25 protein-coding genes, 1 tRNA gene and 1 pseudogene are annotated in these 25,342 nt (G+C 71.8%); 12 read left to right on the top strand and 15 right to left on the bottom strand.

Annotation, left to right across the window (positions count from 1 at the left end; translation table 11 throughout):
* Nucleotides 1-2: 2 nt before the first annotated feature.
* On the bottom strand, nt 3-785 hold the full coding sequence (locus ACI8AP_RS00860; protein WP_456587431.1) for an isocitrate lyase/PEP mutase family protein: 783 nt from the start codon (nt 783-785) through the stop codon (nt 3-5).
* Between the two features lie 139 nt (nt 786-924).
* Between ACI8AP_RS00860 and ACI8AP_RS00855 the strand changes: the two genes are divergently transcribed.
* A complete protein-coding gene (locus ACI8AP_RS00855; RefSeq protein WP_442864507.1) occupies nt 925-1,155 on the top strand; it encodes a (2Fe-2S)-binding protein in 231 nt (76 codons plus the stop codon).
* A 7-nt stretch (nt 1,156-1,162) separates the two neighbouring features.
* Nucleotides 1,163-1,624, top strand: a complete 462-nt coding sequence (gene bfr, locus ACI8AP_RS00850; protein ID WP_456587430.1) for a bacterioferritin — start codon at nt 1,163-1,165, stop codon at nt 1,622-1,624.
* Between the two features lie 109 nt (nt 1,625-1,733).
* Here the strand turns inward: bfr and ACI8AP_RS00845 are convergent, their stop codons facing one another.
* Nucleotides 1,734-2,693: an ABC transporter substrate-binding protein gene (locus tag ACI8AP_RS00845; protein WP_456587429.1), complete on the bottom strand. Its 960-nt coding sequence runs from the start codon at nt 2,691-2,693 to the stop codon at nt 1,734-1,736.
* A 139-nt stretch (nt 2,694-2,832) separates the two neighbouring features.
* Between ACI8AP_RS00845 and ACI8AP_RS00840 the strand changes: the two genes are divergently transcribed.
* Together ACI8AP_RS00840 and ACI8AP_RS00835 are read left to right on the top strand one after the other, a co-directional pair.
* Nucleotides 2,833-3,771, top strand: coding sequence for a siderophore-interacting protein (locus tag ACI8AP_RS00840; protein ID WP_456587428.1), 939 nt, complete (start codon nt 2,833-2,835; stop codon nt 3,769-3,771).
* A 247-nt stretch (nt 3,772-4,018) separates the two neighbouring features.
* Nucleotides 4,019-4,312 carry a flagellar FlbD family protein gene (locus tag ACI8AP_RS00835; protein ID WP_456587427.1) on the top strand — a complete coding sequence of 98 codons (294 nt, stop codon included), beginning with the start codon at nt 4,019-4,021 and terminating at the stop codon, nt 4,310-4,312.
* 51 nt (nt 4,313-4,363) lie between these two features.
* Here ACI8AP_RS00835 and ACI8AP_RS00830 read toward each other — a convergent pair whose 3' ends face one another.
* Complete coding sequence (locus ACI8AP_RS00830; protein WP_456587426.1) at nt 4,364-5,227, bottom strand: SGNH/GDSL hydrolase family protein; 864 nt, start codon at nt 5,225-5,227, stop codon at nt 4,364-4,366.
* Between the two features lie 953 nt (nt 5,228-6,180).
* Here ACI8AP_RS00830 and ACI8AP_RS00825 point away from each other — a divergent pair.
* Nucleotides 6,181-7,812 (top strand): hypothetical protein, encoded by a 1,632-nt coding sequence (locus ACI8AP_RS00825; RefSeq protein ID WP_456587425.1) that lies wholly within the window; start codon nt 6,181-6,183, stop codon nt 7,810-7,812.
* Nucleotides 7,813-8,117: 305 nt separating this feature from the next.
* Here ACI8AP_RS00825 and ACI8AP_RS00820 read toward each other — a convergent pair whose 3' ends face one another.
* The 3 genes from ACI8AP_RS00820 to ACI8AP_RS00810 form a co-directional block, all read right to left on the bottom strand.
* Nucleotides 8,118-8,915: a hypothetical protein gene (locus ACI8AP_RS00820; RefSeq protein WP_456587424.1), complete on the bottom strand. Its 798-nt coding sequence runs from the start codon at nt 8,913-8,915 to the stop codon at nt 8,118-8,120.
* Between the two features lie 215 nt (nt 8,916-9,130).
* The gene (locus ACI8AP_RS00815; RefSeq protein ID WP_456587423.1) at nt 9,131-9,448 is read right to left on the bottom strand and encodes an SRPBCC family protein; all 318 of its coding nucleotides are present in this window, start codon (nt 9,446-9,448) and stop codon (nt 9,131-9,133) included.
* A gap of 379 nt (nt 9,449-9,827) precedes the next feature.
* Nucleotides 9,828-11,207 (bottom strand): AlbA family DNA-binding domain-containing protein, encoded by a 1,380-nt coding sequence (locus ACI8AP_RS00810; RefSeq protein WP_456587422.1) that lies wholly within the window; start codon nt 11,205-11,207, stop codon nt 9,828-9,830.
* Nucleotides 11,208-11,763: 556 nt separating this feature from the next.
* Here ACI8AP_RS00810 and ACI8AP_RS00805 point away from each other — a divergent pair.
* The 3 genes and pseudogenes from ACI8AP_RS00805 to ACI8AP_RS00795 form a co-directional block, all read left to right on the top strand.
* Entirely contained in the window at nt 11,764-11,940 is a 177-nt protein-coding gene (locus ACI8AP_RS00805; RefSeq protein WP_456587421.1) for a hypothetical protein, read from the top strand.
* A gap of 169 nt (nt 11,941-12,109) precedes the next feature.
* Complete coding sequence (locus ACI8AP_RS00800) at nt 12,110-12,352, top strand: helix-turn-helix domain-containing protein (RefSeq protein ID WP_456587420.1); 243 nt, start codon at nt 12,110-12,112, stop codon at nt 12,350-12,352.
* A 74-nt stretch (nt 12,353-12,426) separates the two neighbouring features.
* A pseudogene (locus ACI8AP_RS00795) lies at nt 12,427-13,452 on the top strand (tyrosine-type recombinase/integrase); the annotation flags it as partial.
* Between the two features lie 200 nt (nt 13,453-13,652).
* Here the strand turns inward: ACI8AP_RS00795 and ACI8AP_RS00790 are convergent.
* From ACI8AP_RS00790 to ACI8AP_RS00775, 4 genes are all read right to left on the bottom strand, one after another.
* A tRNA-Ala gene (locus ACI8AP_RS00790) sits at nt 13,653-13,725 on the bottom strand.
* A 104-nt stretch (nt 13,726-13,829) separates the two neighbouring features.
* The gene (locus tag ACI8AP_RS00785) at nt 13,830-14,243 is read right to left on the bottom strand and encodes a VOC family protein (RefSeq protein ID WP_456587419.1); all 414 of its coding nucleotides are present in this window, start codon (nt 14,241-14,243) and stop codon (nt 13,830-13,832) included.
* 10 nt (nt 14,244-14,253) lie between these two features.
* Nucleotides 14,254-14,688, bottom strand: a complete 435-nt coding sequence (locus tag ACI8AP_RS00780; RefSeq protein WP_456587418.1) for a helix-turn-helix domain-containing protein — start codon at nt 14,686-14,688, stop codon at nt 14,254-14,256.
* A 29-nt stretch (nt 14,689-14,717) separates the two neighbouring features.
* Complete coding sequence (locus ACI8AP_RS00775) at nt 14,718-15,509, bottom strand: M23 family metallopeptidase (protein WP_456587417.1); 792 nt, start codon at nt 15,507-15,509, stop codon at nt 14,718-14,720.
* A 442-nt stretch (nt 15,510-15,951) separates the two neighbouring features.
* Between ACI8AP_RS00775 and ACI8AP_RS00770 the strand changes: the two genes are divergently transcribed.
* Genes ACI8AP_RS00770 through ACI8AP_RS00755 form a run of 4 tightly spaced genes read left to right on the top strand, consistent with a single transcriptional unit; the run spans nt 15,952 to nt 20,312 of the window.
* Nucleotides 15,952-17,553 (top strand): mannitol dehydrogenase family protein, encoded by a 1,602-nt coding sequence (locus tag ACI8AP_RS00770; protein WP_456587416.1) that lies wholly within the window; start codon nt 15,952-15,954, stop codon nt 17,551-17,553.
* A 44-nt stretch (nt 17,554-17,597) separates the two neighbouring features.
* Complete coding sequence (locus tag ACI8AP_RS00765) at nt 17,598-18,380, top strand: HAD family hydrolase (RefSeq protein ID WP_456587415.1); 783 nt, start codon at nt 17,598-17,600, stop codon at nt 18,378-18,380.
* Nucleotides 18,377-19,510, top strand: a complete 1,134-nt coding sequence (locus tag ACI8AP_RS00760) for a CDP-glycerol glycerophosphotransferase family protein (protein ID WP_456587414.1) — start codon at nt 18,377-18,379, stop codon at nt 19,508-19,510. Before ACI8AP_RS00765 ends, ACI8AP_RS00760 begins: the two co-directional genes overlap by 4 nt.
* The gene (locus tag ACI8AP_RS00755; protein WP_456587413.1) at nt 19,497-20,312 is read left to right on the top strand and encodes a phosphocholine cytidylyltransferase family protein; all 816 of its coding nucleotides are present in this window, start codon (nt 19,497-19,499) and stop codon (nt 20,310-20,312) included. Before ACI8AP_RS00760 ends, ACI8AP_RS00755 begins: the two co-directional genes overlap by 14 nt.
* A gap of 18 nt (nt 20,313-20,330) precedes the next feature.
* Here the strand turns inward: ACI8AP_RS00755 and ACI8AP_RS00750 are convergent, their stop codons facing one another.
* From ACI8AP_RS00750 to ACI8AP_RS00730, 5 genes are read right to left on the bottom strand one after another with little or no spacing between them, the layout of a single operon-like run.
* Complete coding sequence (locus ACI8AP_RS00750) at nt 20,331-21,407, bottom strand: hypothetical protein (protein WP_456587412.1); 1,077 nt, start codon at nt 21,405-21,407, stop codon at nt 20,331-20,333.
* Nucleotides 21,404-22,069, bottom strand: a complete 666-nt coding sequence (locus tag ACI8AP_RS00745; RefSeq protein ID WP_456587411.1) for an SCO family protein — start codon at nt 22,067-22,069, stop codon at nt 21,404-21,406. Before ACI8AP_RS00745 ends, ACI8AP_RS00750 begins: the two co-directional genes overlap by 4 nt.
* Entirely contained in the window at nt 22,066-22,800 is a 735-nt protein-coding gene (locus ACI8AP_RS00740; protein ID WP_456587410.1) for a YcnI family copper-binding membrane protein, read from the bottom strand. Before ACI8AP_RS00740 ends, ACI8AP_RS00745 begins: the two co-directional genes overlap by 4 nt.
* A 53-nt stretch (nt 22,801-22,853) precedes the next feature.
* The gene (locus ACI8AP_RS00735) at nt 22,854-24,629 is read right to left on the bottom strand and encodes a copper resistance CopC/CopD family protein (protein WP_456587409.1); all 1,776 of its coding nucleotides are present in this window, start codon (nt 24,627-24,629) and stop codon (nt 22,854-22,856) included.
* Nucleotides 24,626-25,270, bottom strand: a complete 645-nt coding sequence (locus tag ACI8AP_RS00730; protein ID WP_456587408.1) for a zf-HC2 domain-containing protein — start codon at nt 25,268-25,270, stop codon at nt 24,626-24,628. The genes ACI8AP_RS00735 and ACI8AP_RS00730 overlap by 4 nt, the downstream gene beginning before the upstream one ends.
* Nucleotides 25,271-25,342: the final 72 nt, after the last annotated feature.

Genomic DNA, 25,342 nt, shown 5'->3' with positions numbered 1-25,342 from the left:
GCTCAGCTCAGCATCCGGGTGCCGGGCGGGAGCACCCCGCCCGCGAGCAGCGCCGCCGTCGCGTCCTGCAGCGCCGTGAGTGCCACCCGCTGCGCGTTCGGGCCGGTGGAGACCCGCGCGACGCCCAGCCGCTCCAGCTCGGCGACCGGCGGCGTGGCACCCGGCACGGCGAGCACGCTGAGCCGGCCGCGCCCCAGCGCCCCGGCCAGCGCGGCGATCTCGTCCGCCGCCACCACGCCCGGCACGAAGACCGCGGCGGCCCCGGCCGCCAGGTAGGCCCGGCCCCGGTCGGCCGCCTCCGCCAGCAGCGCCGCCCGGTCGGCCCCGGCCGGCGCGAGCAGGACGACGTCGGTCCGCGCGTTGAGCACGAAGTCGACGCCCGCGGCGCGGCCGGCGGCGACCACCTCCCCCACCGCGGCCACGGCCTCGTCCAGGGGGCGCTGCCCGTCCTCGAGGTTGCCGCCCACCGCGCCGGCCGCGATCGCGCGCCGGGTGGTCTCCCCCGGGTCGCCGTAGCCGGCCTCCATGTCCATGGACACCGGGAGATCCACGGCCGCGGTGATCCGCCGCACCACGTCCAGGTGCAGGTCCAGCGGGATGCGCTCGCCGTCCTCGAACCCCAGGGACGCGGCGATGGAGTGGCTGGCGGTGGCCAGGGCGCCGGTCCCGGCCGTCGCGGCGACGACCCTGGCCGAGGTCACGTCCCAGACGTTGGCCAGGACGAGGATCCGGGGCCCGGTCTGGAGCCGCAGGAGCGCGCGGGCGCGGGACGCCGGGTCGGGCATGACGGCAACCTAGGGGTCACCCGCTGTTCTTGACCAGCGGTCTGGCGCGCAGCGGTTAGGAGAGGCTAACCTCCACACGACGCCCTGGTGTCCGCACCGGGGCCCGCCCGCCCGCCGTCTCCCGTTAGGCGACCGCTGCATGTACGTGTGCCACTGCAACGTGGTGACCGACCGCGACATCCTCGAGGCGATCGCCAACGGCGCGACCTGCATCGCCGACGTCGCCCGGGCCACCGGTGCGGGACGGACCTGCGGCAACTGCGTCGACTCGCTCCGCGACCTCGTGTGTCAGCATTGCCCGGTGCGAGCCGAGCGCACCACCGAGCGCCCGGCCGAGCGAGAGCTGGGAGTATCCGGTGCAGCCCGTTAGCCCCCGCGTGGTCGAACTGCTGAACGACGCGCTGACCTTCGAACTCACGGTCACCAACACGTACTTCCTCAACGCGCGCATGCTCGACGCCTGGGGTCTGCCCAAGCTGGGCAAGGTCTTCTACGACCTCTCCATCGACGAGATGCGCGACGCCGACGCCCTCATCCAGCGCGTCCTGCTCTTCGACGGCCACCCCAACCTGCAGCGCCTCGGCGCCATCCGGGTCGGCGAGAGCGCCGAGGAGATGCTGGTGCTGGCCCTCGACAGCGAGAAGGCCGCCGTCGCCCAGTTCAACGCCTCCGCGAAGGAGTGCCACGACCTCGGTGACCACGGCACCGCGTCGGTGTTCGAGGAGATGGTCCTGGACGAGGAGAAGCACGCCGACTGGTTCGAGGCGCAGATCGCGGCCATCGAGCGGGTGGGTGCGCCGCAGTACCTGGCCGCGCAGCTCGTCACCGAGACCCCCTGACGAAGGACCCCTCTGCCCCCCCACGCCTCGCAGGCTCGGCGCGGGACCCTGCAGAGGGGCCGAACACCGAGGGCCGCCTCCCGATCACCGGGGAGCGGCCCTCGGTGCGTCAGCCGGCGAGCAACTCGCGCAGCTCCTCCAGCTGGAGGGTCGCCGCGCGCAGCCCGATGCCGGTGTAGAAGACGTCGTCCTCGACCTGGTGGGCCTGCCCGTTCTGCACCGCGCTCAGCCGGGGCCACAGCGGACCGCCGACGACCGCCGCCTCGCCGGACTCGTCGGCGGCGCCGTAGGACGAGTACAGGACGACGTCGGCGTCGGCCTGCGTGATCTGCTCGGCGCTCAGCTCGGCGAACGTGGGGTTGTCGCCCTCCGGCAGGTCGACGTGGTCGAGGCCGATGTCGGCCAGCACCGTGCCGATGAACGAGTCCGGCCGGTAGGCGCGGATCGTGCCACCGACGAACCGGATCGGGCTGACCGTCGTCCCGGCCGCGTCACCGATGTCCTCGCCGAGCTGCGCGGCCTGCTCCTCGTAGTCCGCCAGCAGCTGCTCGGCCTCCTCCTCCTTGCCGAGCGCCTCCGCGTCCAGGAGGAGGTTCTCCTTCCACGTGTCGCCGAGGTCCGCGGCGAAGACCGTGGGTGCGATCTGCCTCAGCTGGTCGTAGATGTCCTCGTGGCGCACCTGGTTGGAGAGGATGAGGTCGGGCTCCAGGGCGGCGATCGCCTCCAGGTCGGGCTCGGCGATCGTGCCGACGACCTCCACCCCCTCGGCGTCCTCGGCCAGGTAGCTGAGGAAGTCGGTGTCCACGGCCGTGGTGACCGCGCCGACCGGTGTCACGCCGAGCGACAGCACCGAGTCGAGCTCGCCGGTGTCGAGGACGACGACCCGCTCGGGCTCCTCGGGGATCTCGGTGCTGCCCATGGCGTGCTCGACGGTGCGCGGGAACGCGGCGTCGCCGGCCGCGGCCTGCCCGGTCGAGCCGGCCTCGGGCTCGGAGTCGTTCCCGCAGGCGGCGAGGGTCAGGGCCGCCGCCACGGTGAGGGCGGTGGCCCGCAGGACTCGAGTCGTCATCGTTCTCCTTCGAACTGCCGCGCACGCCCGGGTGGACGCGCGTCTGGATCGACCGGCGCTCGTGTGCGAGACTGCCGGAAGCCAGGTGAGGCTAGCCTAAGTCGAAAGACGCCCCTACCTGCCCAGCCCGGGAGACGCCGTGACCGTCGAGACCGCGCAGATCCCCGCCTACCGCACCTTCCCGGTGCGCGTGGCGCGGGTGCAGCGGCTGAGCCCGAGCTTCCTCCGGGTCACCTTCACGGGTCCAGAGATGGCCGCCTTCGCGTCCAACGGCTTCGACCAGCGGATCAAGGTCATGCTGCCGCTGCCGGGCCGGGGCATCCTCGACTGCCCGGCCGGTGACGACTGGTACGGCGCCTGGCGGGCGTTGCCGCCGGAGCGGCAGATGCCGATCCGCACGTACACGATCCGGGCGCTGCGCAGCGAGAGCGGCGAGGTCGACGTCGACTTCGTGCTGCACGGCGCCACCGGCCCGGCGTCGGCCTGGGCCGAGCAGGCCACCGCCGGCGACGAGGTCGTCCTGGTCGCGCCGAACGCCCGGTTCCCCGGCGAGACCGGCGGCTTCGAGTGGCACCCGCCGGCCGACGCCTCCTGCCTGCTGATCGCCGGCGACGAGACCGCGGTGCCGGCCATCTGCGCGATCGTGGAGAGCCTGCCCGCGGGCCGGCGCGCCAAGGTCCTGCTGGAGGTGCCGACGGCCGGTGACGCCCTGAACGTCGTCGCGCCGGCCGGCGTGGAGATCACCTGGCTCCCCCGCTGGCCCGCCGACGGCGCCCCCGCCGCGCCGCGGGGGCAGCTGCTCACCGGAGCCGTCCTGGACGCGGTGCGCGAGCTGGGCGACCTGCTCTCCCCCGCCCCGGCTCCCGAGCTGGCCGACGTCGACGTCGACGCCGGGATCCTGTGGGAGGTCCCGGCCGAGGACACCGCGGCGCCGGGCTCCTCCGGCGTCTACGCCTGGCTCGCCGGAGAGGCCGGGGTGGTGAAGGGGCTGCGGCGGCACCTCGTCCAGGAGGTCGGTGTCGACCGCCGGTCGGTGGCCTTCATGGGGTACTGGCGCGAGGGCCGCGGCTCCGACTGAGCTCTCCGGTCCGACACCGTGTCACCGGCCGGTGTCCAGCTCTCCCTCGTGTTCGTCATGGTGCTGGTCACCCTCGGCGGGCTCGGTCTGCTCTTCGGGTTCTGACCGGTTACGGCATCACCCGTTGGGACGTACCACGCGGCCCGCGCTCCAGGAGCGCCCCCGGTGTGCCGATGGTCTCGGTGCCGGACCGACTTCCGGGCCGGCCCACCGGTCCCCGGGCCGACGGGTGCGAAAGGACCACCTCGTGATCACTGTGACCTGCCACAACGGTGAGCACTTCGCCGTCGACCCCGACCACATCGAGCGGATCGAGCACCACGCCGACACGGTGGTGCACCTGGTCGACGGCACCCACTACGTGGTGACGACGGAGTTCGACGAGGTGCTGCGCAGCATCGCCGAGCACCGGGCCGGCACGCTGGTCGCCCGGGCGCGGCTGACCAACGGCTACGCCGCCATGCCGACGGCCGCGCGGCTCGCCCGCCGGCACGGCACCGGCCGGGCGCCCGAGCCGGAGCTGGGCGCCCTCCCGAGCTGACGCCGGCGGCCCGGCCGGGACCGCTCCCGCCCGGGCCGCCGGACGCCGGGCTCAGCGGCGGTCGAGCCGCAGCACCTCCATGGTGCGCGCGGCCATCGCCGCCTCGCCCCGCGCGTTCGGGTGCACGATGACCGCATTGGTCCCCTGCAGCACCGGCTCGACCCAGCGGACGCCGATCGGCTGGCAGGCGTCGTGCCCGTCGGAGACCCGGCTCAGGTCGACGTAGGTGACGCCGGACATCGATGCCGCGCGCTTCACCGCGTCGTTGAGGGTGGCCTGGAGCTCGCGGAGGTAGGGGATGTCGCCCTCGGCGAGGGTCATCCGGTCGAAGCAGCTGCCGCTGGCCGGCACGATCCAGGGATACCCGAGGATGGCGACCCGGGCGCCCGGCGCCGCCTGCCGGACGGCACGCAGCGTCTCCACGAGCGCCGGGAACGTCGTGGTGCGCACGGTGTCGGCGAACGAGCTGCCGTACCGGTCCTTGCACGGGCTGCCCTTGCCGAGCGTGGACAGGCCAGCCGTGCTGCAGGCGATGATCGAGTTGATGAAGACCCCGCTGTCGTTGCCGCCGATGGTCATGGTGACCAGCTGGGTGTCCCGGCTCAGCGCCTCGAGCTGCGGCGCGACCCCCGGGTACTGCCCGGCGAAGAAGTCGCCGGTGTCCGCGCCGCCGCAGGTGACGTCGGTGAGCCGGGCACCGATCGCGCCGGCGATGACGTGCGGGTAGTTGCGGGTCGAGCGCAGGCACTGCGGTGGCGCGGTGAGGTCCGGCGGCAGGACGCCGGAGGCCGCGCTGTAGGAGTCGCCGAGGGCGACGTACCTCAGCGGGGCCGGCGCGGCCTGCGCCGTGGGCGCGACGAGGACGCCGGCGAGGACCGCGACGGCGGCGGTGATGCAGGTAACGAGACGGCGCACGTCTCCTCCAGATCGGGTGGGAGGGGTGTGTGCGCGGAACAACGCGCGACCTCACCAGGGGTTACGCGCGTCACACAGGTATCCGTGCGCACCCCGCCCCCGACAACGCAGCAGGCCGCCCTCCGTGGAGGGGCGGCCTGCTCGATCGGGTGGAGCTGAGGGGACTCGAACCCCTGACCCCCACACTGCCAGGCCGTCATGATCGCGTTCGCGACCGTCCGCCAAGGTCCACACGAGGCCTCTGACCAGCACATTTGCGCTGGTCCAAGACGCGAGCGGACATCGATGGACGGCCACGGATTCACCGCAACTGCAACCAGAACTGCCGCCACGAGGGCCGCCTCCGAATGGTTGCGGCCGATCTTGACGGCGCACCCCTTCCGCTCGTAGGAGAGTCCCGCGTGTCCCTGAAGGCCTAGAGACAGGATCGCGTCTCTGCCCTACTAGGGGTTCGGCGGCGCGGCGGGCGGAACACACGGCCTTGCACCCTTGGAGCGGTTGCAGCCCGGATGCGACACAGCGGTGTCCGCGTAGGAGTGCGGACCCCCGATGACTAGGGCATGGATGTGGTGAGGCCCCAGCGGGCAGATCGGCCGGCAGTCCGCATATGCGGCGGCGCCGCCGTCGCGGCGCCAAACGACGTCGCAGTCAACCTCGTCGATCAGCTGGTTGAGCAGTCGCGCCCAGCGTCCTGCGGCCAGCGCCAGGCTGCACGGCCGGCACGTGCTAACTAGCGCATCCGGCTACGTGGGGCTGATTACGAGATCCGTCCGAGCTGGCGCTGCTTGCACTTCGAGCACCTCTGCTGCGGAGGGTCGGCATAGGGATCGTCCCAGCCCATCGCGTTCGACGGTCTGCCCGCCGACGCTTGTGGGCCGAACCCCCGACGTCGGACAGTCAAGTGCAAGCAGTCGACCCCAAGAAGTGTCGGTGGCTGCTGGCAGGCTCGGGGAGTGGCTGACCTCGCACGAACGCTCAACCGGTTTGTCTTGCGCGCCCGTCGTATCGAGGCGCACTCGCTGGCGCGCGACCGTGAGTCTCTGTCGGCGTTGCGTGACTTCTCGTTGGCCGGTCGACTCCAGTTGGACGGGACGATGGAGATGCGTCGGGCGCTGCCAGACGAGGAGGCGTTTGAGTCGCTGGCTGCGCGGGTGCGTCCTGTGCTGGTGAAAAGTGAGTCGGTCTTCCAAGCAAAAGTTCTGGAGGCGATCCAGGCTGCAATCGATGCATCTGCAGTCGACGTTCCTGCGGACCTGCTAATACAGTTCACGAATCTGAAGCGAGAGTGGTCGCAGTTCGACCTTGATGGCACCAACGTTCTGCGGTTTGCCGTGCAGTCGTCTAGGACCGACGGCTCGGACGTCACACCGCAGGTGTCTGACACTCAGTTGGCTGCCGCATGGCTATACGGAGACTTGGTCCACGTGGATACGCGTGGCAGTAAAAGCGACGGACTCCTATTCCCGATAAAGGAGCGCTATTCGGCTGCGGTGACGTACTTTGCTCACGCAGCGACGCTTTGCCTGGTGACGCTGGACCTGGTGTTGGCATTGCACAAGCTCGGCGTAATCGTTCTTGATCCCGCTTCCGTCGAGCGCGCGGTCGTCGTCGGCGTCGACGAGTTGATCGAGCGGGGTGCGGCTTACGTGGGTCCGGTTGATTCACCGATGCCAGATCTTGACATGGCGTTCGCGGAACTTCCCGAAGAATTCCAGGCGCTCACCGTCACGCAACTCTTGCGACAGTCGCCGGAGAACCGGGTCCGGGTGGAGTGCCGCGCGGCGGACGGCGCGAGCGTCTGTGAATACGAGGCTGCGGTGTCTCAGCGCGGAGAGGAGGAAGGTCGCCTGTACTGGGAGGCTCTTGTCGCGGGCAGTGTGACGTTCAAGGTGTCGTTCGGCGCTGTGAATGATCGGGTGGCGGATGCTCGATTTGAGGGCGTCACATGGCACGGCACCACGAATCGGATGAAGCTCGCCGAAGCGGTATTCGAGCAGGAGTTGACAGTCAGTAAGGAAGTCGCCTTCCTTGTCGGCGACCAGACGTTTTTTACTCTCAACGTCTCCAGCTTCGGGGCCGAAGATGCAGCATCCATCGATGTTGCCGTCGATAGTCTTTATGACCTCGTCGTAATCGAGAATATCACGCGTCAGGCGCTAAAGCCGTTGAGCGGTATGTACAGCGGCTCTGATCGGGCTTTGCTACGTCGAACGCGTCTGCTCTGGGAGGGGGAGGTTGTTCCGTTCCGGCTGAGTCCCCTGACGACGACCGCACCGGCGGGGGTGATTCCGCAAGTGATCGTCATGGCAGCGACCACCCTGACGATCGGGGGCACCGAGTTCCCCGCGCCCACCACGTTGATCCGTCATCCGCTTATGGTTCCCGAGTCGATCACGCGACTACCTGATAGCGATCCGCCGATGGACCAGGTAACGATGGTCATTCCTAGGGGCGAGCCATTCCTGGCTTGGGCCCCCGAGAAGCGCAGGATCAACGGCGACGAAGACCTGGCCGAGCCGACCCCGTGGGATCTGTCCCATTTTGACGTGGAGGTCTTACTGGGCGGACATGCAGGCAGCGCCTAACAGCCGAACCCTCCGGACTTTCGCCGGCGTCGATGGACGGAGCTATCCACGTCCGGGCGAGGGAGTCCAGGGCCCTGAGTCCATGGACTCGGCGCTTCGGGACCCCGGTCGCGTACTCCTCTCGCTTGGCCGGCGCTTCGGCGCGAGTGGGTCCACCTCCCCACCCAGAGATCGCAGGAGGGCCTCCGTCCTGGGCAGAGAGCAAGTCGCCTGGCGCCTATGCGCAGGAGGTATCTGGGAGCGGCCAACTTAGGGACAGCCTTTGATTCGTGGAGGTCTGGACGCACTCGCCCGGACCGGGTGGCCTATTGGTGCAAGCGTCCGCGCAGGAAACGCCGCAATTGGCGACCCATGCGCTTGAGTGGACCTGTGGCAGGGAGTTTGTCGCTCGCTGGCGAGCCAGGCATGACCCGTTCTGTCAACTCCGCGTGCGCCGCCTTGCGACGTTCGAATTCGGCCCGCAGACGCTCATCCCTCGCGTCCGCGTCTCTCGCAAAAACCTCGAGCCCGCCGCTGGCCCTGTACTTGAAGCTCTTGAGCGTCCGATTCACATCCTCAAGAGCAGCGGCTGCCTCATGCATCCCCTTGGTCACGATGATGCCGACATCCTCGTATTCGGCCCAATCGAGGACTGAAGGGATAGGGGGAAGCTCCGATCCCTGACTATCGCGGTAGCTGACCACAGCGTCATGCCGACTAATCAAGTCTTTTTCGCTTCGCGCGGGGCCATAGTCCCACCAGGTTCTCCACTCCTGACCCGGAACGAGCGCGGGCAACTGCCCGGGGATGAAGACCGGCTCAGGCTTCTGTCCTGGGGGCCCTGCCCGCATGATTGGTGGCGCCACCTCGATTCGGATGTCCCGGGCGATGGTTGTGCCGAAGTTGCGGATTACGATGTCGAGGGCTTGGTCGTGCCCCTGCGTTCGCTCAACGAAGCAGGCGACGTAAGGCTGCGCCTGCTCCAGTCGCAGCCGTCGCGCCTCTCGAAATTGGCCTAGCGCCACAACGCCGGCCGCTAACGCGATGCCGGCGGTGAGGTTGGTCCCGAGGGCGGACCAATCGTCGGGAGTCCAGGCGGTGAGGTCAGGCAACCAGTCGGGCACCGAAACAGCCTTACACGCGCCTGGTGTCGGACCGTCCACTCCAGCCACCGTCGCTGAGCCAGGAGGGTGGGTCTGCCCCCGGGTCGGTCAACTCCTTGCTTGTGAGCTGACGGACTCCGCTGCACCCCGAGCACCCGCGCCAATGTCCCTGGAGCCGCCTTCGGGGAGGGTCCGCGGCCACCGCAGCTGTGGCACACGTCCGGACGTCACGCCTCTCATTCGCTCCTGGCCTTGATCCCCTCGGCCTCGGCGGTCAGGTAGCGATCAGTGAGGCGGCGGTAGAACCGTCCCATCACCACGCCCACGGGACCGGCCTGCTCCACGGTCAGCGTCAGACGCGTACTGCCAGTGCCGAGTGCCTCGAAAAGGTGCCGCGCGGTGGTGCGGACGCCCGGGCTGGTGGCCACCCAGGGGAACGAGTGGTCCGGCTCGAGCTCGGTCACCACGTACTCGGTTGGGGGAATCCGTGGCTGCTTCAACCGGACCCGGGACCCGACGGCGAGCGAGCCGTCCACGCGTCGAACCGAGGTCACCGTCGGCGCTCACTCCGGCCATCGCTCCACGTCGCGCGGCACCTCCCAGAGCCGCTCGACCGGGGCCTCGACGTCGATCCTCGTCTTCTGCTCCACCGGGCCATCCTGCTCCTCGTCGCTACTGGAGAACGATCAAGATCAAGTGCCACACACGTCTTGCATTCCCGGTGTCGAGACTCGTTGTGACAGATCGGCAGTTGTCGCGCTACCGGCTGGGAACGAGTCGTTCAACAGTCCTTGAGCGGCCCACTAAGCGATAGCCGCCTCATCCCTCGTGTCGCGTTGGCGCAGGCGCGACCTGTGCAGAGCGAGCTGGCGTCGTAGTCAGGTCGAACCACTCCGCTGGCCGCGAAACGAGCGCGTCAGCTATGAAGAGGCGTCAATCAATCTCGTAGGGGATGAGGTCGAGCGGCGTCCGGGCATGATCGGCGACGGGAACAACCAGTTCGCCCTCTTGCCGGGCGTCCACGCGCGTCGAGGTGGCGCTCCACTTGAGCGTGACCATGGAGCCTGGCTCCTCCGCCACCACCAGCATGAACGGCGTCGCGTTGGCGACTCCGTGGGGCCGGATGTCTCCCAACTGCAGCGTGATGGTCGTGACCGGCGGGCCGTTGTCAATGTCTATATGAAGGCTCTTGAGGCTCACCGCAGGTGACGACGCGATCAGGCGCGACAGGGGCAACGAAAGCCCCGGGGCATCGGGCGAGAGGCCGCCGAACAGCCCGCTCATGTCCGGGGTGCCGTATGCCTTGGGTGGCCGCGGGAGTGACCACTTGGTGTCCTCGTCTTCGTCGTAGGCGAGGACCCGCCCCTCGATCCGGACGGTTAGTTCAACATCGGGCAAATTTCGAACGGTCGGGTTGGTCACCCGCAGCTCGATCAGATTCAGTTGCTGGGCCAGGACCTCGCGCAAGACTGCCTGATGGACGGCCTTCCAGCACTTCTGAAGGTGATCTTCGACCTCCTGCTCGTACTTCTCACGGCTCCGAGGGTCCGCCCGTATGGCTCTTGCCATGGCGGCCTGCATCCTGGCGGTGCCCTGTGGGAGCGGCTCCTCCGGGGGCGGCTCCATGGCCAGGACGGCCTCCCGCCGCTGAGAGATCCACTCCTTGAGCGCGTCGCTGCTCACATTCAGCGTGGTGAGGACAGCCGGGTCGACGGGCCACTCGACGTCCAGGTCCAGACTCTGCTCAGGCTGCTGGCCCCGCAGCAACCGGTCCTGCAGCATTTGTATCTCGCCGGGACCGGCGGGCAGCGTCCGGGCTTGCCTGCGCACAAAGACGGTGCCTGCGTCGGCCCCGGGTTTGCCCTTCTCGCCCTGGAAAGTCTTGGCCAGCGGGTAGAAGCGGTCACCCCAGCGGGGGGCCTCCACGGTGACAACGAGGACGTCCTTGCCCTGGACTTCCACGAAGATGCCTGCCCACACCGGGCCGGGATTGCCAAGGTACTTCTCCAAAGCGGCGTCCAATTTGGCGAGGTCAATCGGAGTCACTCCCTCGACCGATCCGGGTTCAACGCCAACGAGGACGTAGCCGAGGCCTGCCATATAACGGGCGGCGTGGTCGGGGTGACGGTTCGCAGAGCCGAGGATCTGACGGGCAAGGCTGAAGGCGCCCTCGGGCGTGGTCAGGTCGAGCGTCGACTTCCACTCGACCCAGTCAGCCTCGTCCTCGTCCTTGCCGGCGACCACCGCCTCGGCCAACTTGACAAGATCAGCCGGTCGGCGCAGTCCTTCGTGCACGTCGATGTTGAGCGCCACCCGCTCCACCTCCCCGCAGCGAATCGTCCTACACGCTGTCCCAATGGCCGCCTTCAGGGACGCCGGGAAGCTCAAGCCTTGCTGGCCCGCCGGCAAGGCATCGCTCGCGACCCGCCCACGCGGAGAACCATCAAGGGGACGAGCAGCACTGGGGACTCCAAGATCACGGGGCATCACACCTCATGCACCTGGGGTGTGTGGCCTCGTGATGATGGGTTTCTGGAGACTCGTCCGGAGCCTCGCCGGCATGGGAACCAGCGGCACCCCCGAATACCGAGCCCCACGGCAGGAGTGCAAGCGGCAACGGCGTCAGCAAGCCCATCGGACGACCCCGCAGGCCCGCTGGGACCCGGCCGCAGCGAAGGTGCACGGTCCCGAACGGAGAACCGCAGCGACGGCCTGCGGGTGGTGCGGTGGACCCATCACGCCGGGAAGACGGGGGCCTATCCCGAAGTGGTGCTCCGCCACCTGCCGGCGCCGAGCTTGGGAGCAGGCCAGGGCCGCTGCCTCCGGTCTGTCCGCGGTGGAGCTCGTCGAGCGGCGCGTCGAAGTCCAGGTGCCTCTCCTACCGAACCGCCGCGACTGGCCCAGGCTGCTCGTCGAGCTCGTCGGCCAGCTGAACGACGGGCGGGTCTACGACCGGGACCTGCCCTCCCTGGCACGCGCCCTCGAGCCCGTACTGGCGGCGTACCGGCGACGGGCGCACCTCACCGGCGCTCGCTACCTGCACTGAAGCTGAGCCTCCGGGACTTCTGGGTAACCGGAGGAGCCGCTCCACCCTCCAGTCGACCCGCGGATGTCTACGACTGAGGAGCTACTGGAGATGTTCTGAAGCCGGCTATCCCACGGTTGTACGGCAGCCGTCACGCAGCAAACGCGCGACTGATCCGAGAGAGGTCGACATGGATGATCCCAAGCCGCTCCGGGACGTCATGGCCTCCGATCGGCTCCTCCTCACTCCCGAAGAGGCCGCGAAGGTCCTCCGCATCGGTCGCACGACGGTGTACGCGCTCATCAAGAGTGGAGAGCTGCGTCCCGTGCACATCGGCCGCAGCTGCCGGATATCCCAGGCAGAGGTCGAGGCGTACGTGCGCCGGCTCCAGGCGGTCCAGACTGGTCCACAGCCTTCGCCGGACGCCGCGTGAATCCACAGCGCGCCTGCCCCCTATCCACGCGCTCCGGGACACTCAGCATCCGACAGAGCGCCGAGGGGTAGCGGATGGCGGGACGCGCATCGAACGGCGAGTCGACGATCTACAAGGGCGCCGACGGCCGGTGGCACGGCTACGTCACCGTCGGTTTCAAGCTCGACGGCAAGCTCGACCGCCGGCACGTCACGGGCAAGACCCGGGCCGTGGTGGTCGCGAAGGTTCGCGACCTGGAGCGCAAGCGCGACGCCGGCACGCTCAGCGCCGTCTCCACCCCGACCGTCGCCGACTGGCTGGAGCACTGGCTCACCACCATCACCCCGCGCCGGGTGCGGCAGCGGACCCTGGAGAGCTACGAGTCCGCCGTCCGCCGGCACCTGATCCCCGGCATTGGCCGCCACCGAATGGACCGGCTGCGGCCCGAGCATCTCGACCAGCTCTACACCGCCCTGCTCGATGCCGGCTACTCCCCCGCCACCGTGCTCCGGCACCACCGCATCCTGTCCCGGGCGCTCACCGTCGCCGTCCAGCGCGGCCACGTCCCCCGCAACGTCGCCGCACTCGTCGACCCGCCGGCGCAGCGCCCCAGCGACGTCGCCACCCCCCTCGACCTCGGCGAGGCCCGCGCCGTCCTCGAAGCCGCGGCTCATGTGCGCAACTCCGCCCGTTGGACCGTCGCGCTCGCCCTCGGCCTACGGCAGTCCGAGGCCCTGGCGCTGCAATGGAAGGACATCGACCTCCTCACGGGCACGCTCACGGTCCGGCGGAGCATCCACCGCGTCCGCGGCGGCGGGCTGATCTACGAGGAGCCCAAGACCCGGCGCAGCCAGCGCACGCTCGCCCTGCCGATGCCTCTCGTCGACGAGCTGCACCGGCACAAGGCGGTCCAGCTCGGTGAGCAGATGCTGGCCGGCTCCGAGTGGCACGAGGAGGACCTCGTCTTCGCTCAGGTGAACGGTCGGCCGATCGACAAGAAGACCGACTACGACGACTGGACTCGGCTGCTCCAGGCCGCCGGCGTGCGACACGTCCGGCTGCACGACGGCCGGCACACCGCCGCCACCTTGCTGCTCACTGAGAACGTGCACCCGCGGGTGGTCATGGAGCTCCTCGGCCACAGCCAGATGCGCACGACCATGGACATCTACAGCCACGTCATGCCGGCACTGGCCCGCGAAGCCGCCGACCGGATGAGCGCCCTGCTGCTGCCAGGTAAGGGCGGGCAAACTGCAACCACAACTGCAACCAGAGACGACTCAGGCCGCTCCCCCGAAGGAGAACGGCCTGGTCATCGGGGTGGAGCTGAGGGGACTCGAACCCCTGACCCCCACACTGCCAGTGTGGTGCGCTACCAGCTGCGCCACAGCCCCGATCCCGGCCCGGCAACTTCCTCCGGGCCGGGAACGACTGTACAGGGCCGGTCGGCGCGGCCGACGGAGGGGGTCGGCGCGGTGTACCGCGTGGCGGGCCGCGTTCAGCCCTGCGTCATCTGGGCGACGCGGATGTGGTTGCCGAACGGGTCACGGAGGCCGAAGTCGATGCCGTACGGCTGCTCGACCGGGTCCTCGGTGATCTCGACGCCGCGCTCCTTCAGCTCGGCGTGGGTCTTCCACGCGTCGTCGCAGGCGAAGAAGAGGTGACCGCCGGCCGCCCCCTTGCTCACCAGCTCGCGCACCTGCGCGGCCGTCTCCTCGCTCATCGCCGGGGGCCCGGGCTTCTCCAGCAGCACCGCCCGCCCGGGATCGCCGGGCAGCGCGACGGTGAGGAAACGCATGGGCCCGAAGTGCATGTCGGTCTGTACCTCGAACCCGAGCTTCCCGACGTAGAAGTCGAGGGCGGCGTCCTGGTCGGGGACGTAGATCTGGGTGATGGAGATGGTCGTCAGCATGGGCTGGACGCTAGGGAGCCGGCACCGGCGACCGCTTCTCCGAAAATGCTCGATCCGTCGCCGGCCGGGCCCACGCCATCGCGAAGCAGGTGGGCACCGGCGGGAGCGGCCCGCGCCGGCGATGGGCGCTCGGAGACTCCCCCACGATGTCGCGGAAGACGCGGCTGAAGGTGCCCAGGCTCGAGAACCCGACGTCCATGCAGATCTCGGTCACGCTGCGGTCGGTGGCGCGCAGCAGGAACATCGCCCGCTCCACCCGTCGCCGCTGCAGGTAGCGGTGCGGGGTCTCCCCGAACGCCGCCCGAAAGGTGCGGATGAAGTGGGCCGGCGAGACGTGGGCCAGGCGGGCCAGCGTCGGGACGTCCAGTGGCTCGGCGTAGTCGCGGTCCATGGCGTCCCGCGCGCGCAGCAGCCGCCGGTTGGTGTCCTCGACGGCGTCGGCCACGCCGCGATCAGACCACGGCCGCCCGTGGTTCAGACGTGGACACCGCGCGCGGCCAGCCACGCGATCGGATCCACCCGCTTGCCCTCCAGGCCACCCTTGTGCACCTCGAAGTGCAGGTGCGGCCCCGTCGACTGCCCGCGGTTGCCCAGCAGCGCGATGGTCTCCCCCGCCTCCACGTACTGGCCCGGCTCCACGAGGATCTTGTCCATGTGGCCGTAGACGGTGACGTCGCCGTTCTCGTGGAGGATGTAGACCGCCAGGCCGAAGCCGCTGGCCGATCCTGCGCGCAGCACCACACCGTCGACGGCGGCGTACTCGGGAGTGCGCATGGGGGCCGCGAGGTCGATGCCGTAGTGGAAGGTCCCCCACCGGCTGCCGTAGCCGCTGGTCAGCCGGGCGCCGGCGACCGGCAGGACAGCCTTGGGTCGCGCGGCCTCCGCAGCGGCGGCCGCTGCGGCCGCTGCGGCCTCCTCGGCCGCCTGCCGCTCGGCGCGCGAGGCGGCGACCTCCTCGAGACGCGCCTGCGCCTCGGCGACGGTGATCGAGGCCTGCGGCAGCACCTCGACACCCTCCTCGGCCGTCAGCAGCGAGGTCTGGGCGGCGAGCACGGAGGTGGCTTCGGCCGCGGGGGCGCCCTGCAGGCTCACCCCGGCCGCGACGACGCCGCCGAGGAGGAGCGACCCCAGCAGCAGCGCCGGGCTGCGCCGAGCCTGCGCGCGGGGTGCGCGCCGGCGGCCACGGCCGCCGGCCGCTCCATCGGCTCGAGGCCGCACCGCCGCCAGCAGCTCCGTGCGGGCCTCCGGGCCGATACCAGCGTCCATGCACCCTGTCCGTCTCGCGTTCCTGGATGTGCGCGCCCCCGATCGGGCACCTCCATCGAAACACTCCGTGACGCATCCGTGACCAGGCGTTCGGCGCGTCGTCCGCGACACGCCGCGACGAGCCGCACCACACGCCCCGGGCGCCACAGCAGCCCCGTTTTCGAGTGACAACCGTGTGATTCGACCCCGGGCGCGAGGACGGATCAGTGATCGGCGATCATGGACGCCCACGGCACACTGCCAGCAGTTTGCGCCGCGCCGGAAACGGGCATTGCCTCCTTCTGGCGTGAAGCATCCGCGCCGCCCCGGTGCGCACCGCTCCCGCTACGCGGCGCCCGGCCTTGCGCGGCACCGAGTTTCACCCGTGTACTGCTGATCCACCCGCCCCCGGAACCGGGGCGGGTCGCATCCGCCGCGCTACGGACCGAGAAGGAGGGACGCGATGTCACAGGCCGAGCTCCTGCACCTGCAGACGACCGCCGGGACGGCGGCGGCCGGGCATCCAGCGCCCGCCCTCGTGCCCGATCCCGGCGCCCCGAACGTGGTGGCGGCAGCCGACATCCACCCGCTGACCGACGCCACCCTGCCGCTCCACGAGGCCCAGCTCAGCGTGCCGACCTACGACCGGTCGGCGCTCACCCCGGCGGTCGTCCACTTCAGCGTCGGCGGCTTCCACCGCGCCCACCAGCTGCTCTACTTCGACGAGCTCGCCGAGCGGCGGATCAGCGACGACTGGGGCGTCGTCGGTGTCGGGCTGCACAGCCGCACGATGAAGGACGCCCTGGCCCCGCAGGACCACCTCTACACGGTCGTCGAGCGCAGCCCCGACGGCGAGCGCGCCCGCGTCGTCGGCGTCATGGTCGGCTACCACTTCGCACCCGACGACCCCGTCGCCGTGCTGGACCTGCTCACCGACGAGCGCACGCGCATGGTGTCGCTCACCATCACCGACAGCGGCTACCGGCTCGACCCCCGGACCGGGCTCTTCGACGCCGACGATCCCGACATCCGGTGGGACGTGCGTCGGCCCACCTCCCCCCGCACGGTCTTCGGCTACCTCGTGGAGGCGCTCGACCGCCGCCGGCGGGCCGGTCTCGAGCCGTTCTCCGTGGTCTCCTGCGACAACATGCACCGCAACGGCGACGCCGCCCGGGCGGCCGTGGTCGGGTTCGCCCAGTTGCGCGACGAGGTGCTGGCCCGCTGGATCGCCGACCGCGTGGCCTTCCCCAGCAGCATGGTCGACCGGATCACACCGCACACCAGCCCCGAGGAACGGGCCGCGGTGGCGCAGCGCTACGGCGTGGACGACCGGTGGCCGGTCATCACCGAGCCGTTCTCGCAGTGGGTGATCGAGGACAACTTCTCCGCCGGTCGGCCTCCGCTGGACGCCGTCGGCGTGCGGTTCGTCCCCGACGTGGGCCGCTACGAGCTGATGAAGACCCGGCTGCTCAACGCCAGCCACTGCGCCCTGGGCTACCTGGGCTCGCTCGCCGGGCACGCGAGCCTGGACGAGGTGATGGCCGACCCGGTGTTCGCCGGCTACGTGACCCGGCTCATGGACGACGAGGTCACTCCCCTGCTGCCGCCGCCCGACGGCATCGACCTCGCCGAGTACAAGCGCACGCTGCTCCAGCGCTTCGCCAACCCGGCGATCGCCGACGGCCTCCCCCGGCTGTGCCGCCGCGGCTCGACCAAGATGCCGCACCACCTGCTGCCGTCCCTGCGCCAGGCGCTCGCGGAAGGGCGGCCGCACGGCCTGCTCACCCTCGCCGTCGCCGGCTGGTTCCGGTTCCTGCGGGGCACCGACGAGGCCGGCCGGCCGCTCACCGTCGAGGACGCGCTCGCCGAGCGCCTGCAGTCGCTGGCCCGCGCCGGGGGCGACGACCCGCGGCCGCTCCTGGGCGAGACCGCGCTGTTCGGGGACCTCGGGGAGGACTCCGCGTTGGTGGCCGAGCTGCGGGAGGTACTGACCGCCCTCGACCGCGACGGGGTCCGGGCCACCGTGGCCGCCCGGACACCCGGCCCCGCGGGTCTGCCGCGGTGACCGGCGCCTCCTCCTCCACCCCGTCCCCGAAGGGAGCCCAGCTGGTGCCGACCGTTCCGCCGACGCTGATCGAGCGGGTGCAGTACCTGCTCTGCGACGCCGACGGCAACCTCTTCCCCTCCGAGGAGCCGGCGTTCGAGGCCTCCGCCGAGGTCACCAACGCCTTCCTCGCCTCCGTCGGCGTCGACCGCCGGTACGGCGCCGACGAGCTGCGCCACGCGGCCACCGGCATGAACTTCCGGTCGACCGCGCTGGCGCTCGCCGCCGGGGCGGGCGTCACGGACGTCGACGTCGAGCCCTGGGTCGCCGAGGAGCGGCGGGCGGTGACCGAGCACCTCGGTGCCACGCTGCGACCGCACGAGCCGACCCTGGCGGCGCTGAGGGCGCTGGCCGGCCGGCTGGAGCTCGCCGCGGTCAGCTCCAGCGCGCTGTCCCGGCTGGCCGCGTGCTTCACCGCCACCGGGCTGGACGAGCTGATCCCGCCCGCGCGCCGGTACAGCGCCGAGGACTCGCTCCCCGTCCCGACCAGCAAGCCCGACCCGGCCGTCTACCGCCATGCCTGCGCGGCCCTGGGCATCGCTCCCGAGCAGGGGCTCGCGGTGGAGGACGCCGTCGCCGGGGTCCGGTCGGCCGTGGGTGCCGGCTGCCCCACGGTCGGCAACCTGCTCTTCGTGCTCCCCCACGAGCGCGCGGCGCGCGCCGAGGCCCTGCTGGCGGCCGGCGCGCTGACCGTCGTCGAGTCCTGGCAGGAGCTGGCCGACCTCGTCCTCCCGGTGCTGGCCGGCGGACCGACGACCGGCGACGCGCTGACGGGAGCGGCCCGGTGAACATCGTCTACGTCGCCTTCCGGGGGCACTTCTCCGACAGTCCGCGCGCCCTCTACGAGGCCCTCCTCGAGCGGGGGGTCGAGGCCACCCACACGTGGCTGTCGGCACCGCACACCCAGGCCACCTTCCCGGCCGACGTCGAGACGCTGACGTTCGGCAGCCCCGAGTCGATCGCCTCGCTGGAGGGGGCCGACCTGGTCATCTCCAACGACCACATCCCGCTGGACTGGCAGAAGCGGCCGGGCACGACGTACCTCCAGACCTGGCACGGCACGATGCTCAAGCGCATCCACAACGACGTGCTGTGGGCGCCGGAGGGCCGCCTGGCCTACCTGGACCAGGACATCGCCCGCTGGGACCTGCTGCTGTCACCGAACGCGGTCACCACCGAGCGGCTGCGCAAGGCCTTCGGCTTCACCGGTCCGATCCACGAGACGGGCCTGCCGCGCAACGACCTGCTCTGCAGCCCACGGCGCGAGGAGCTGCGCACGCAGGTGCGCGCCGACCTCGGCATCGAGCCGGGCCAGACGGCGGTGCTCTACACGCCGACCTGGCGCGACGACCTGGTGTTCGAGAAGGCGGCGTCGAAGGATTTCGAGTTCGCCATCGACCTGGAGGACTTCTCCGCGCGCCTCGGCGAGGACCACGTGCTGCTGCTGCGGCTGCACAACATGGTCATGGACCGGCTGGAGATCGTCGACGGGTCCGCGGTGCGGGACGTGTGCAACCACCCCGACATCCGTGACCTGTACCTGGCGGCGGACCTGATGGTGACCGACTACTCGTCGACGATGTTCGACTTCGCGATCACCGGCCGGCCGCTGCTGTTCTACACCTACGACCTGGAGAACTACCGCGACCAGCTGCGCGGCTTCTACTTCGACCTGGAGGACGTCGCCCCGGGCCCGCTGGTGCGCGACAGCCGCGAGCTGGTCTCGGCGATCGCCGACGTCGACGGCATCAAATCGGACTACGCCGAGCGCTACGCCCGTTTCCAGGAGATGTTCTGCCACCTCGAGGACGGCGCGGCCGCGCAGCGCGTCCTCGACCTGCTCCTCCCGGGCGCACCCGCGTCCGGGCACACCACCAGCACCACCCCTGAGGGAGATGATGTCCGTGCGGACCGGTGACCACGTCCTCAACGCTGTCCGTCGGGGCAGCTCCCCCTCCGCCACCCGCACCGCGGGCCGGCGCCCGCTGACGTCGTCGGTGCAGGTCGTCATCCTGGCCGCGGGCATGGGCACCCGGCTCGGGCGGCAGGACCCCAAGCCGCTGACCCGGCTCGACGACGGGCGCAGCATCATGCAGCGCCAGCTCGACGGCCTGCGTGCCGTCCTCGGCGCCGACGTGTCGATCACCGCGGTGGTCGGCTACCGCAGCAAGCGGATCATGAAGGCTGCCCCGGACCTGCTGTTCACGTACAACCCCGACTTCGCGGTGACCAACACGTCGAAGAGCCTGTTGCGCGGGCTGCGCACGACCCGCGAGGGCGGCGTGCTGTGGCTCAACGGGGACGTCGTCTTCGACCCGGCCGTGCTCGAGGCGACCCTGCCGAGCATCGCGGCGGACGAGAGCTTCGTCTGCGTCGACACCAGCACCGTCGCCGAGGAGGAGGTCAAGTACACCCTCGACGACGACGGCTGCATCCGCGAGCTCTCCAAGATCGTCCGCGGCGGCCTCGGCGAGGCGGTGGGGATCAACTACGTCTCCTCGACCGACAAGGCCACGCTCATCGAGCACCTCGAGAGCTGCTCGCACGAGGACTACTTCGAGCGGGGCATCGAGACGGCGATCGCCGAGCGCGGCATGCGCGTGCGGCCGGTCGACATCTCGCAGTACGCCGCGGTCGAGGTGGACTTCGAGGGCGACCTGCAGCGGGCGAACACCCTGTTCGGCGGCGGTGCGCCGAACATCGTCGCCGACATCGCCTGATCCGCGCGGGAACCGCCGTCAGGCCGCCGGCAACGGAAGGCCGGCGGCGGTTCCCGCGGGCGGGGCCGGGGTCTCCCGGAAGCGGCGCACCGCCGCGATGCCACCGACGAGCAGCCCCGCACCGAGGGTGGCCAGCACCCCCACCGCCAGCCGCGCCAGCGGCTCCGGCCCGGCGGAGAGCACGTTCGCCGACCACAGCACGTCGACGTCGGGCAGACCCTGCACCAGCAGCAGCCAGCCGGTGACGACCGCCAGCAGCCCGGTCAGCGCACCCCGGCCCCGCCGCGCGGCCCGCAGCCCGAGGACGGCGCACAGCAGAGTGGCCGAGGCGGGCAGCAGCGCCGAGATGACGGCGCCCGTGTGCGAGCCCGCGGTCACCGGGGGCTCGGGGGTGGCCGCCGCGTGCCACAGCGACGCCAGGGCGCCCAGGGCGAGCAGGGCGCCCAGCGGGAGGGGGGTGCGCGCCAGCAGCCCGGCGGCCACCGCGGTGAGCAGCAGCGCGGCCACGAGCGGCCACACGACCCACGGCGACGGCGGCGGGCTCCAGGTCAGCACGCCGGCGATCTCCGCCTCGGTGGCGCCGTGCCGGACGGGCACGACCCACTCCGAGACCACGTGCTCGCGGGTGGGGTCGGCCGCGACCTGCGGCGGGAGGACGCCCTCGCTCATCCAGTGCGTGCGGTGGTCGTGCCAGACGTAGTGCGGTTCGGTCGAGATCTGCTCCCATGCGGGCGCGGCGTCGGCGTCGGCGGAGGCCGGCAGCGCGGTCCGCCCGTACCGGTCGAGGTTGATGTAGGTCGCCGGGCTGTGCGCGTTGCGCCACACCCCGTCGGGGCCGATCCGCAGGTAGGGCTCGTCCGAGTACCCGGGAACCAGCACCTCGACGTCCGAGGTGTTCACCAGCTCCAGTTCGTCACCGAACTGCAGCGACCGCACGCTCACCCCCGGCAGCTGAGGGGTCACCGACAGCACGCGGGCGTCGAAGTCGCTCCCCGCCGCACCGCCCCCGACGTGCGCCGACGCCGGCCCGGCCAGGGCCAGCAACGCCAGCACCGCGGCCAGGACGGTCAGCAGCCGGCCGGGCCCCCGGCTCACGCGCCCGCCACCGCCTGGAGGTCCGCGGCGATGTCCTGCGGGGTGTTGCCCGCGTCGAAGGCGACGTGCGCCTCGTCGTCGGCGCCGTACAGCAGCAGCAGCGTCGAGTGCAGCCGTCCGTTGTCCTCGGCCTGCGGCACCCCGGCCGCCAGCTGGGCCTGGTCGATGCTGTCCTGGTCGCCGGTGAGGCCGATGAACGGGGTGGGCAGGTCGGCGTCGAACCGGCCCAGGTACTCCCCGAGCACCTCGGGGGTGTCGGTCGCCGGGTCGGTGGTCACGAAGACCACCTGGACCTGCTCGGCCAGCTGCGGGTCCAGCCCGCGCAGCGCCACCGCGACGTCGGCCATGGTCGTGGGGCAGACGTCGGGGCAGTTGGTGAAGCCGAAGAACAGCAACGTCGGCCGGCCCGACGTGGCCGCCTTGAAGTCGTACGGGGCGCCGGTCGTGTCCGTGAGGGTGAAGGACGGGCGGCGGTACGCCTCGTTCAGGTCCAGCCCGGCGTACCGGTCGTCGGGGGCCTCCACCACGGCCGGCGCACCCGCGGAGTGGTCGTGCTCCTCGGCGGCGTCGTCCGCCGAGCCCCCGCAGCCGGCCAGCAGGAGGCCCGTGGTGAGCAGCAGCGCCGGCGCGACCCGGCGGGGACGTCGAACGGCGGATGTCACGAGGACACGGTACGTCGGGAGGCCCGCACGCCGAGGACGACACCGGCGAGCGCAACGAGCAGCGCGAGGATCGACACGAAGAGCGCGATCGCGCCCGGGTCGCCGCCGGTGTGCCCCGCGGCCTCGTCGCCGGTGTGCCCCGCGGCCTCGTCGCCGGCGCCGTGCCCCGTCTGCTCGCCCTCGGCGGCCAGCGACAGCACCGGGGCAGGGCGCTCGGGCTCGTCCTGCCCGTCGACCGTGGGCTCGATCCACGCCGATTCGCTACCGTCGCTGTAACTCTGCACCGCCGGGAAGCTGAGCTGCTCGGCCTCCGGGAACGGTCCGCCGGAGAGGGCGAACTCCTGGAACTGGCCGGGCGCGATGCCGGCGCCGTCGGTGGCGCGGTACTCCACCACCGAGACGTACGAGCTGATCTGCCGGCCGTGCACCTCGACCGGCTCGGCCAGCTCGGCGGTCGTCATCGTCACCGTCCAGCCCGGCACCGGCTGCGCCCGGAGGGAGCCCATCGCGGCCTCCTCGGGAATCTGGATCCGCAGGGCGACGGTGCTGGCGGTGTCGCTCTCGTTCGGCACGCGGAAGGTGAGCTTGCCGTACCCGCCGGGCTCCGCGTCGGCGGAGGAGACGGTGACGTGGGCGGACGCGATGGTCGCGAGGCCCACGGCCGCCACCAGGGCGGTCAGGGTGGCCAGCAGCAGGACGGCGAGCCGGGCGAGCGGACGGGGCAGGGACACAGGACTCCTCGGGAAGGAAGGGGAGGAACGCGGTCGGACGGGGGGTCGGGAGGTCAGCGCACGGGGAAGTCCGTGGCCGCGGTGAGGGCGGTGAACTCGTCGAGCCGGACGGTGGCGGTGAGCGTCCAGGTGCCGGCGCCCGGGATCGACATGCCGTCGCCGACGAAGTGACCGGGGCCGGCGGGCTGCAGGGCGATCTCCAGCGGACCGATCTCCTGGCTCCGCTCGGTGAGGGTCACCCGGATCTCGGCGGGCTGCGTGAGCCGGCCGTCGTCGTCGAAGAGGTAGAGGTGCAGCGTGTTCGGGCCGGGGCGCGCGGGCTCGACCGTCATCTGCACGCTGCCCGAGGTGGCGCCGGAGCCGCTCTGCAGGGGGAGCACGACCTCCACCGGCTGGGCCAGCGCCGTCCGGGCCGGCGGCGTCGCGACCAGCACCGCCGACAGCGCGAGGACGACGGCGGCCAGCACCGCCTCCACGAGGAGTGAGCGCCGCAACGCCGGCAGGTGCTCGACCGCGGCCTCCGCCTGGGCCTGTTCCCGCTCCCCCGCGGCCGCCACCGCCGCAGGGGCGGGCTCGGCCCGGCCCGTGGCGGCGAACGCGTGCACGGTCGTCGTCCGGCGTCGTGGGGGACGGCGGACACCCAGCCGCTGCTGCACCCACACCCGGGAGATCCCGGCCGCGGCGAGGACGACCACCACGAGCAGCAGCTTGACCGCGAGCAGACGGCCGTACGTCGTCTCCACCAGCGCGGTGGGGGACGCGACCTCCCGCACCGACTGCACGATCCCGGACACGACGAGCGCCACGACCGCGCCGAACGCCAGCCGGGAGAACCGTGGGAGGGCGGCGGCCACGTCGCCCGGTGCGGCGCCCGGCCGCACCGCGGCGGCGAGCAGGCCGGCGAGCCCGCCCAACCAGACCGCCATCGCCCCCGCGTGCACCGCCGCGACCAGCACGGCCAGGACCGGCCACGGCCCGGCGACCGGGTGGCCGACCGCCGCGGTCGCCAGGACCAGTCCGCCGCCCAGGGCCGCCACCCCGACGGCGGTCCCCCGCCCCGGTGGTGCGGCAGCCCGCCAGGCACGACGCAGCGCCAGCAGCAGGGCGACGGCCAGGGCGGCGCGCGCGAGGGCGGACCAGCCCGCGCCCGTCCGCGCCGTGGCACCGAGCAGCGCGGGGTCGGCGATCGCGCCGAGCCCCGCGCCCGCGGCATAGGGGCCCTGCAGCAGGAACCCGGTGACCGCGGAGAAGGCGACCGCGGCGGCCCCGCCGAGGGCCATGCGCCGCAGCCGCGCGGTGCCCCGCCCGGTCGGCCAGCAGGTGGCGACCAGCACGGGCACCCCGAGCGCCAGCGCCAGCCCGGCGTAGCCCACCCAGCGCGCCACGGGCAGCAGCAGTCCGACGACCGGGTCGGTCGCCGGCGCCGCGTCCGCCGCGTCGGCGCCCAGCAGCTCCCCGTCGCCGACGACGAAGGAGAAGGCACCGGAGACCGGGTGCGAGTCGGCCGAGACCACCCGGTAGGTGACGAGGTAGCCGCCGTCGGGCAGGTCCCCGCGCAACGGGACGGTGACGACGTCGCCGTCGACGGAGGCGTTCCCGGCGTCCACCCGCTGCTGGTCGGCGCCGAGGACCCGGGCGTACCCGGCGCCCAGCGAGACGCCCTCGGAGAACCGCAGGGTCACCTCGTCGGGCGCGGCGTCGAGCCGCGCCCCCTCCCCCGGGGTCGTGGAGACCAGCGTGGCGTGCGCAGCCGCAGGACCGGCCGTGGCGATGCCCGCACCGAACCAGCCGAGAACCAGCAGCGCGAGCAGGAGGGCGGTGCGCCTCACGCGGTCACCCGCCGGTCGGCGACCGCGGGGACGGAACGGTGCCGGCGGCCCCGCCACGCGACGGTCGCCACCAGCGCCGTGCCGGCCACGAGCAGCAGGTGGGCCAGCGCCCGGTCGGCGTGCACGTGCCCGGCGTGCAGGTCGGCAACCGTCACCGGGAGCAGCAGGGCCACGAAGGAACCCAGGAAGGGCAGCCCGCCGGCCGCCAGCCGCGGACCGGCCGCGACGGCCAGGAACGCCGCGGCCAGCGCCAGGTTCCAGGCGCCGCTCTCCCGGGCCATGTGCACCGGGGCGCTCATCGCGCCGGCGCCGGAGGCGAGCACCGGCCAGGCCAGCGTCGCCTGCGCCACCCCGACGGCGAGCAGCGCCAGCCGCACCGCCGTGTCCGCCAGCCGGGCGCGCGCGGCCGCCCGCGCACCCGGGAGCTCGCGCGGCAGCGCCGAGAGGACGCTCGCAGTGAGGTCGGGCACCGACGGGGCCGGCGCCAGCCGCGCTCGGCGGGTCACGCGCTCGGCGGCGGCGGCCCAGGCCGCGCACCCGCGGCACGTGGCGAGGTGCGCGTCGAGCTCGTCGGCGGGCATCCCGAGCGGCTCGCCGTCGAGCCGCGCGGAGAGCGCCTCGCGGCAGGTGTGGCAGGACATGGTTGATTAGTCGCCGCCGGGCATCGCCCGGTTCCGGGCCTCCCGGGTGACCTGCGACACGCTGACGAGGAC

The organism is Blastococcus sp. SYSU DS1021 (assembly GCF_054050995.1).
The sequence above is the reverse complement of the archived record's forward strand: the minus strand, read 5'-3'. Positions and strand labels throughout refer to the sequence as shown.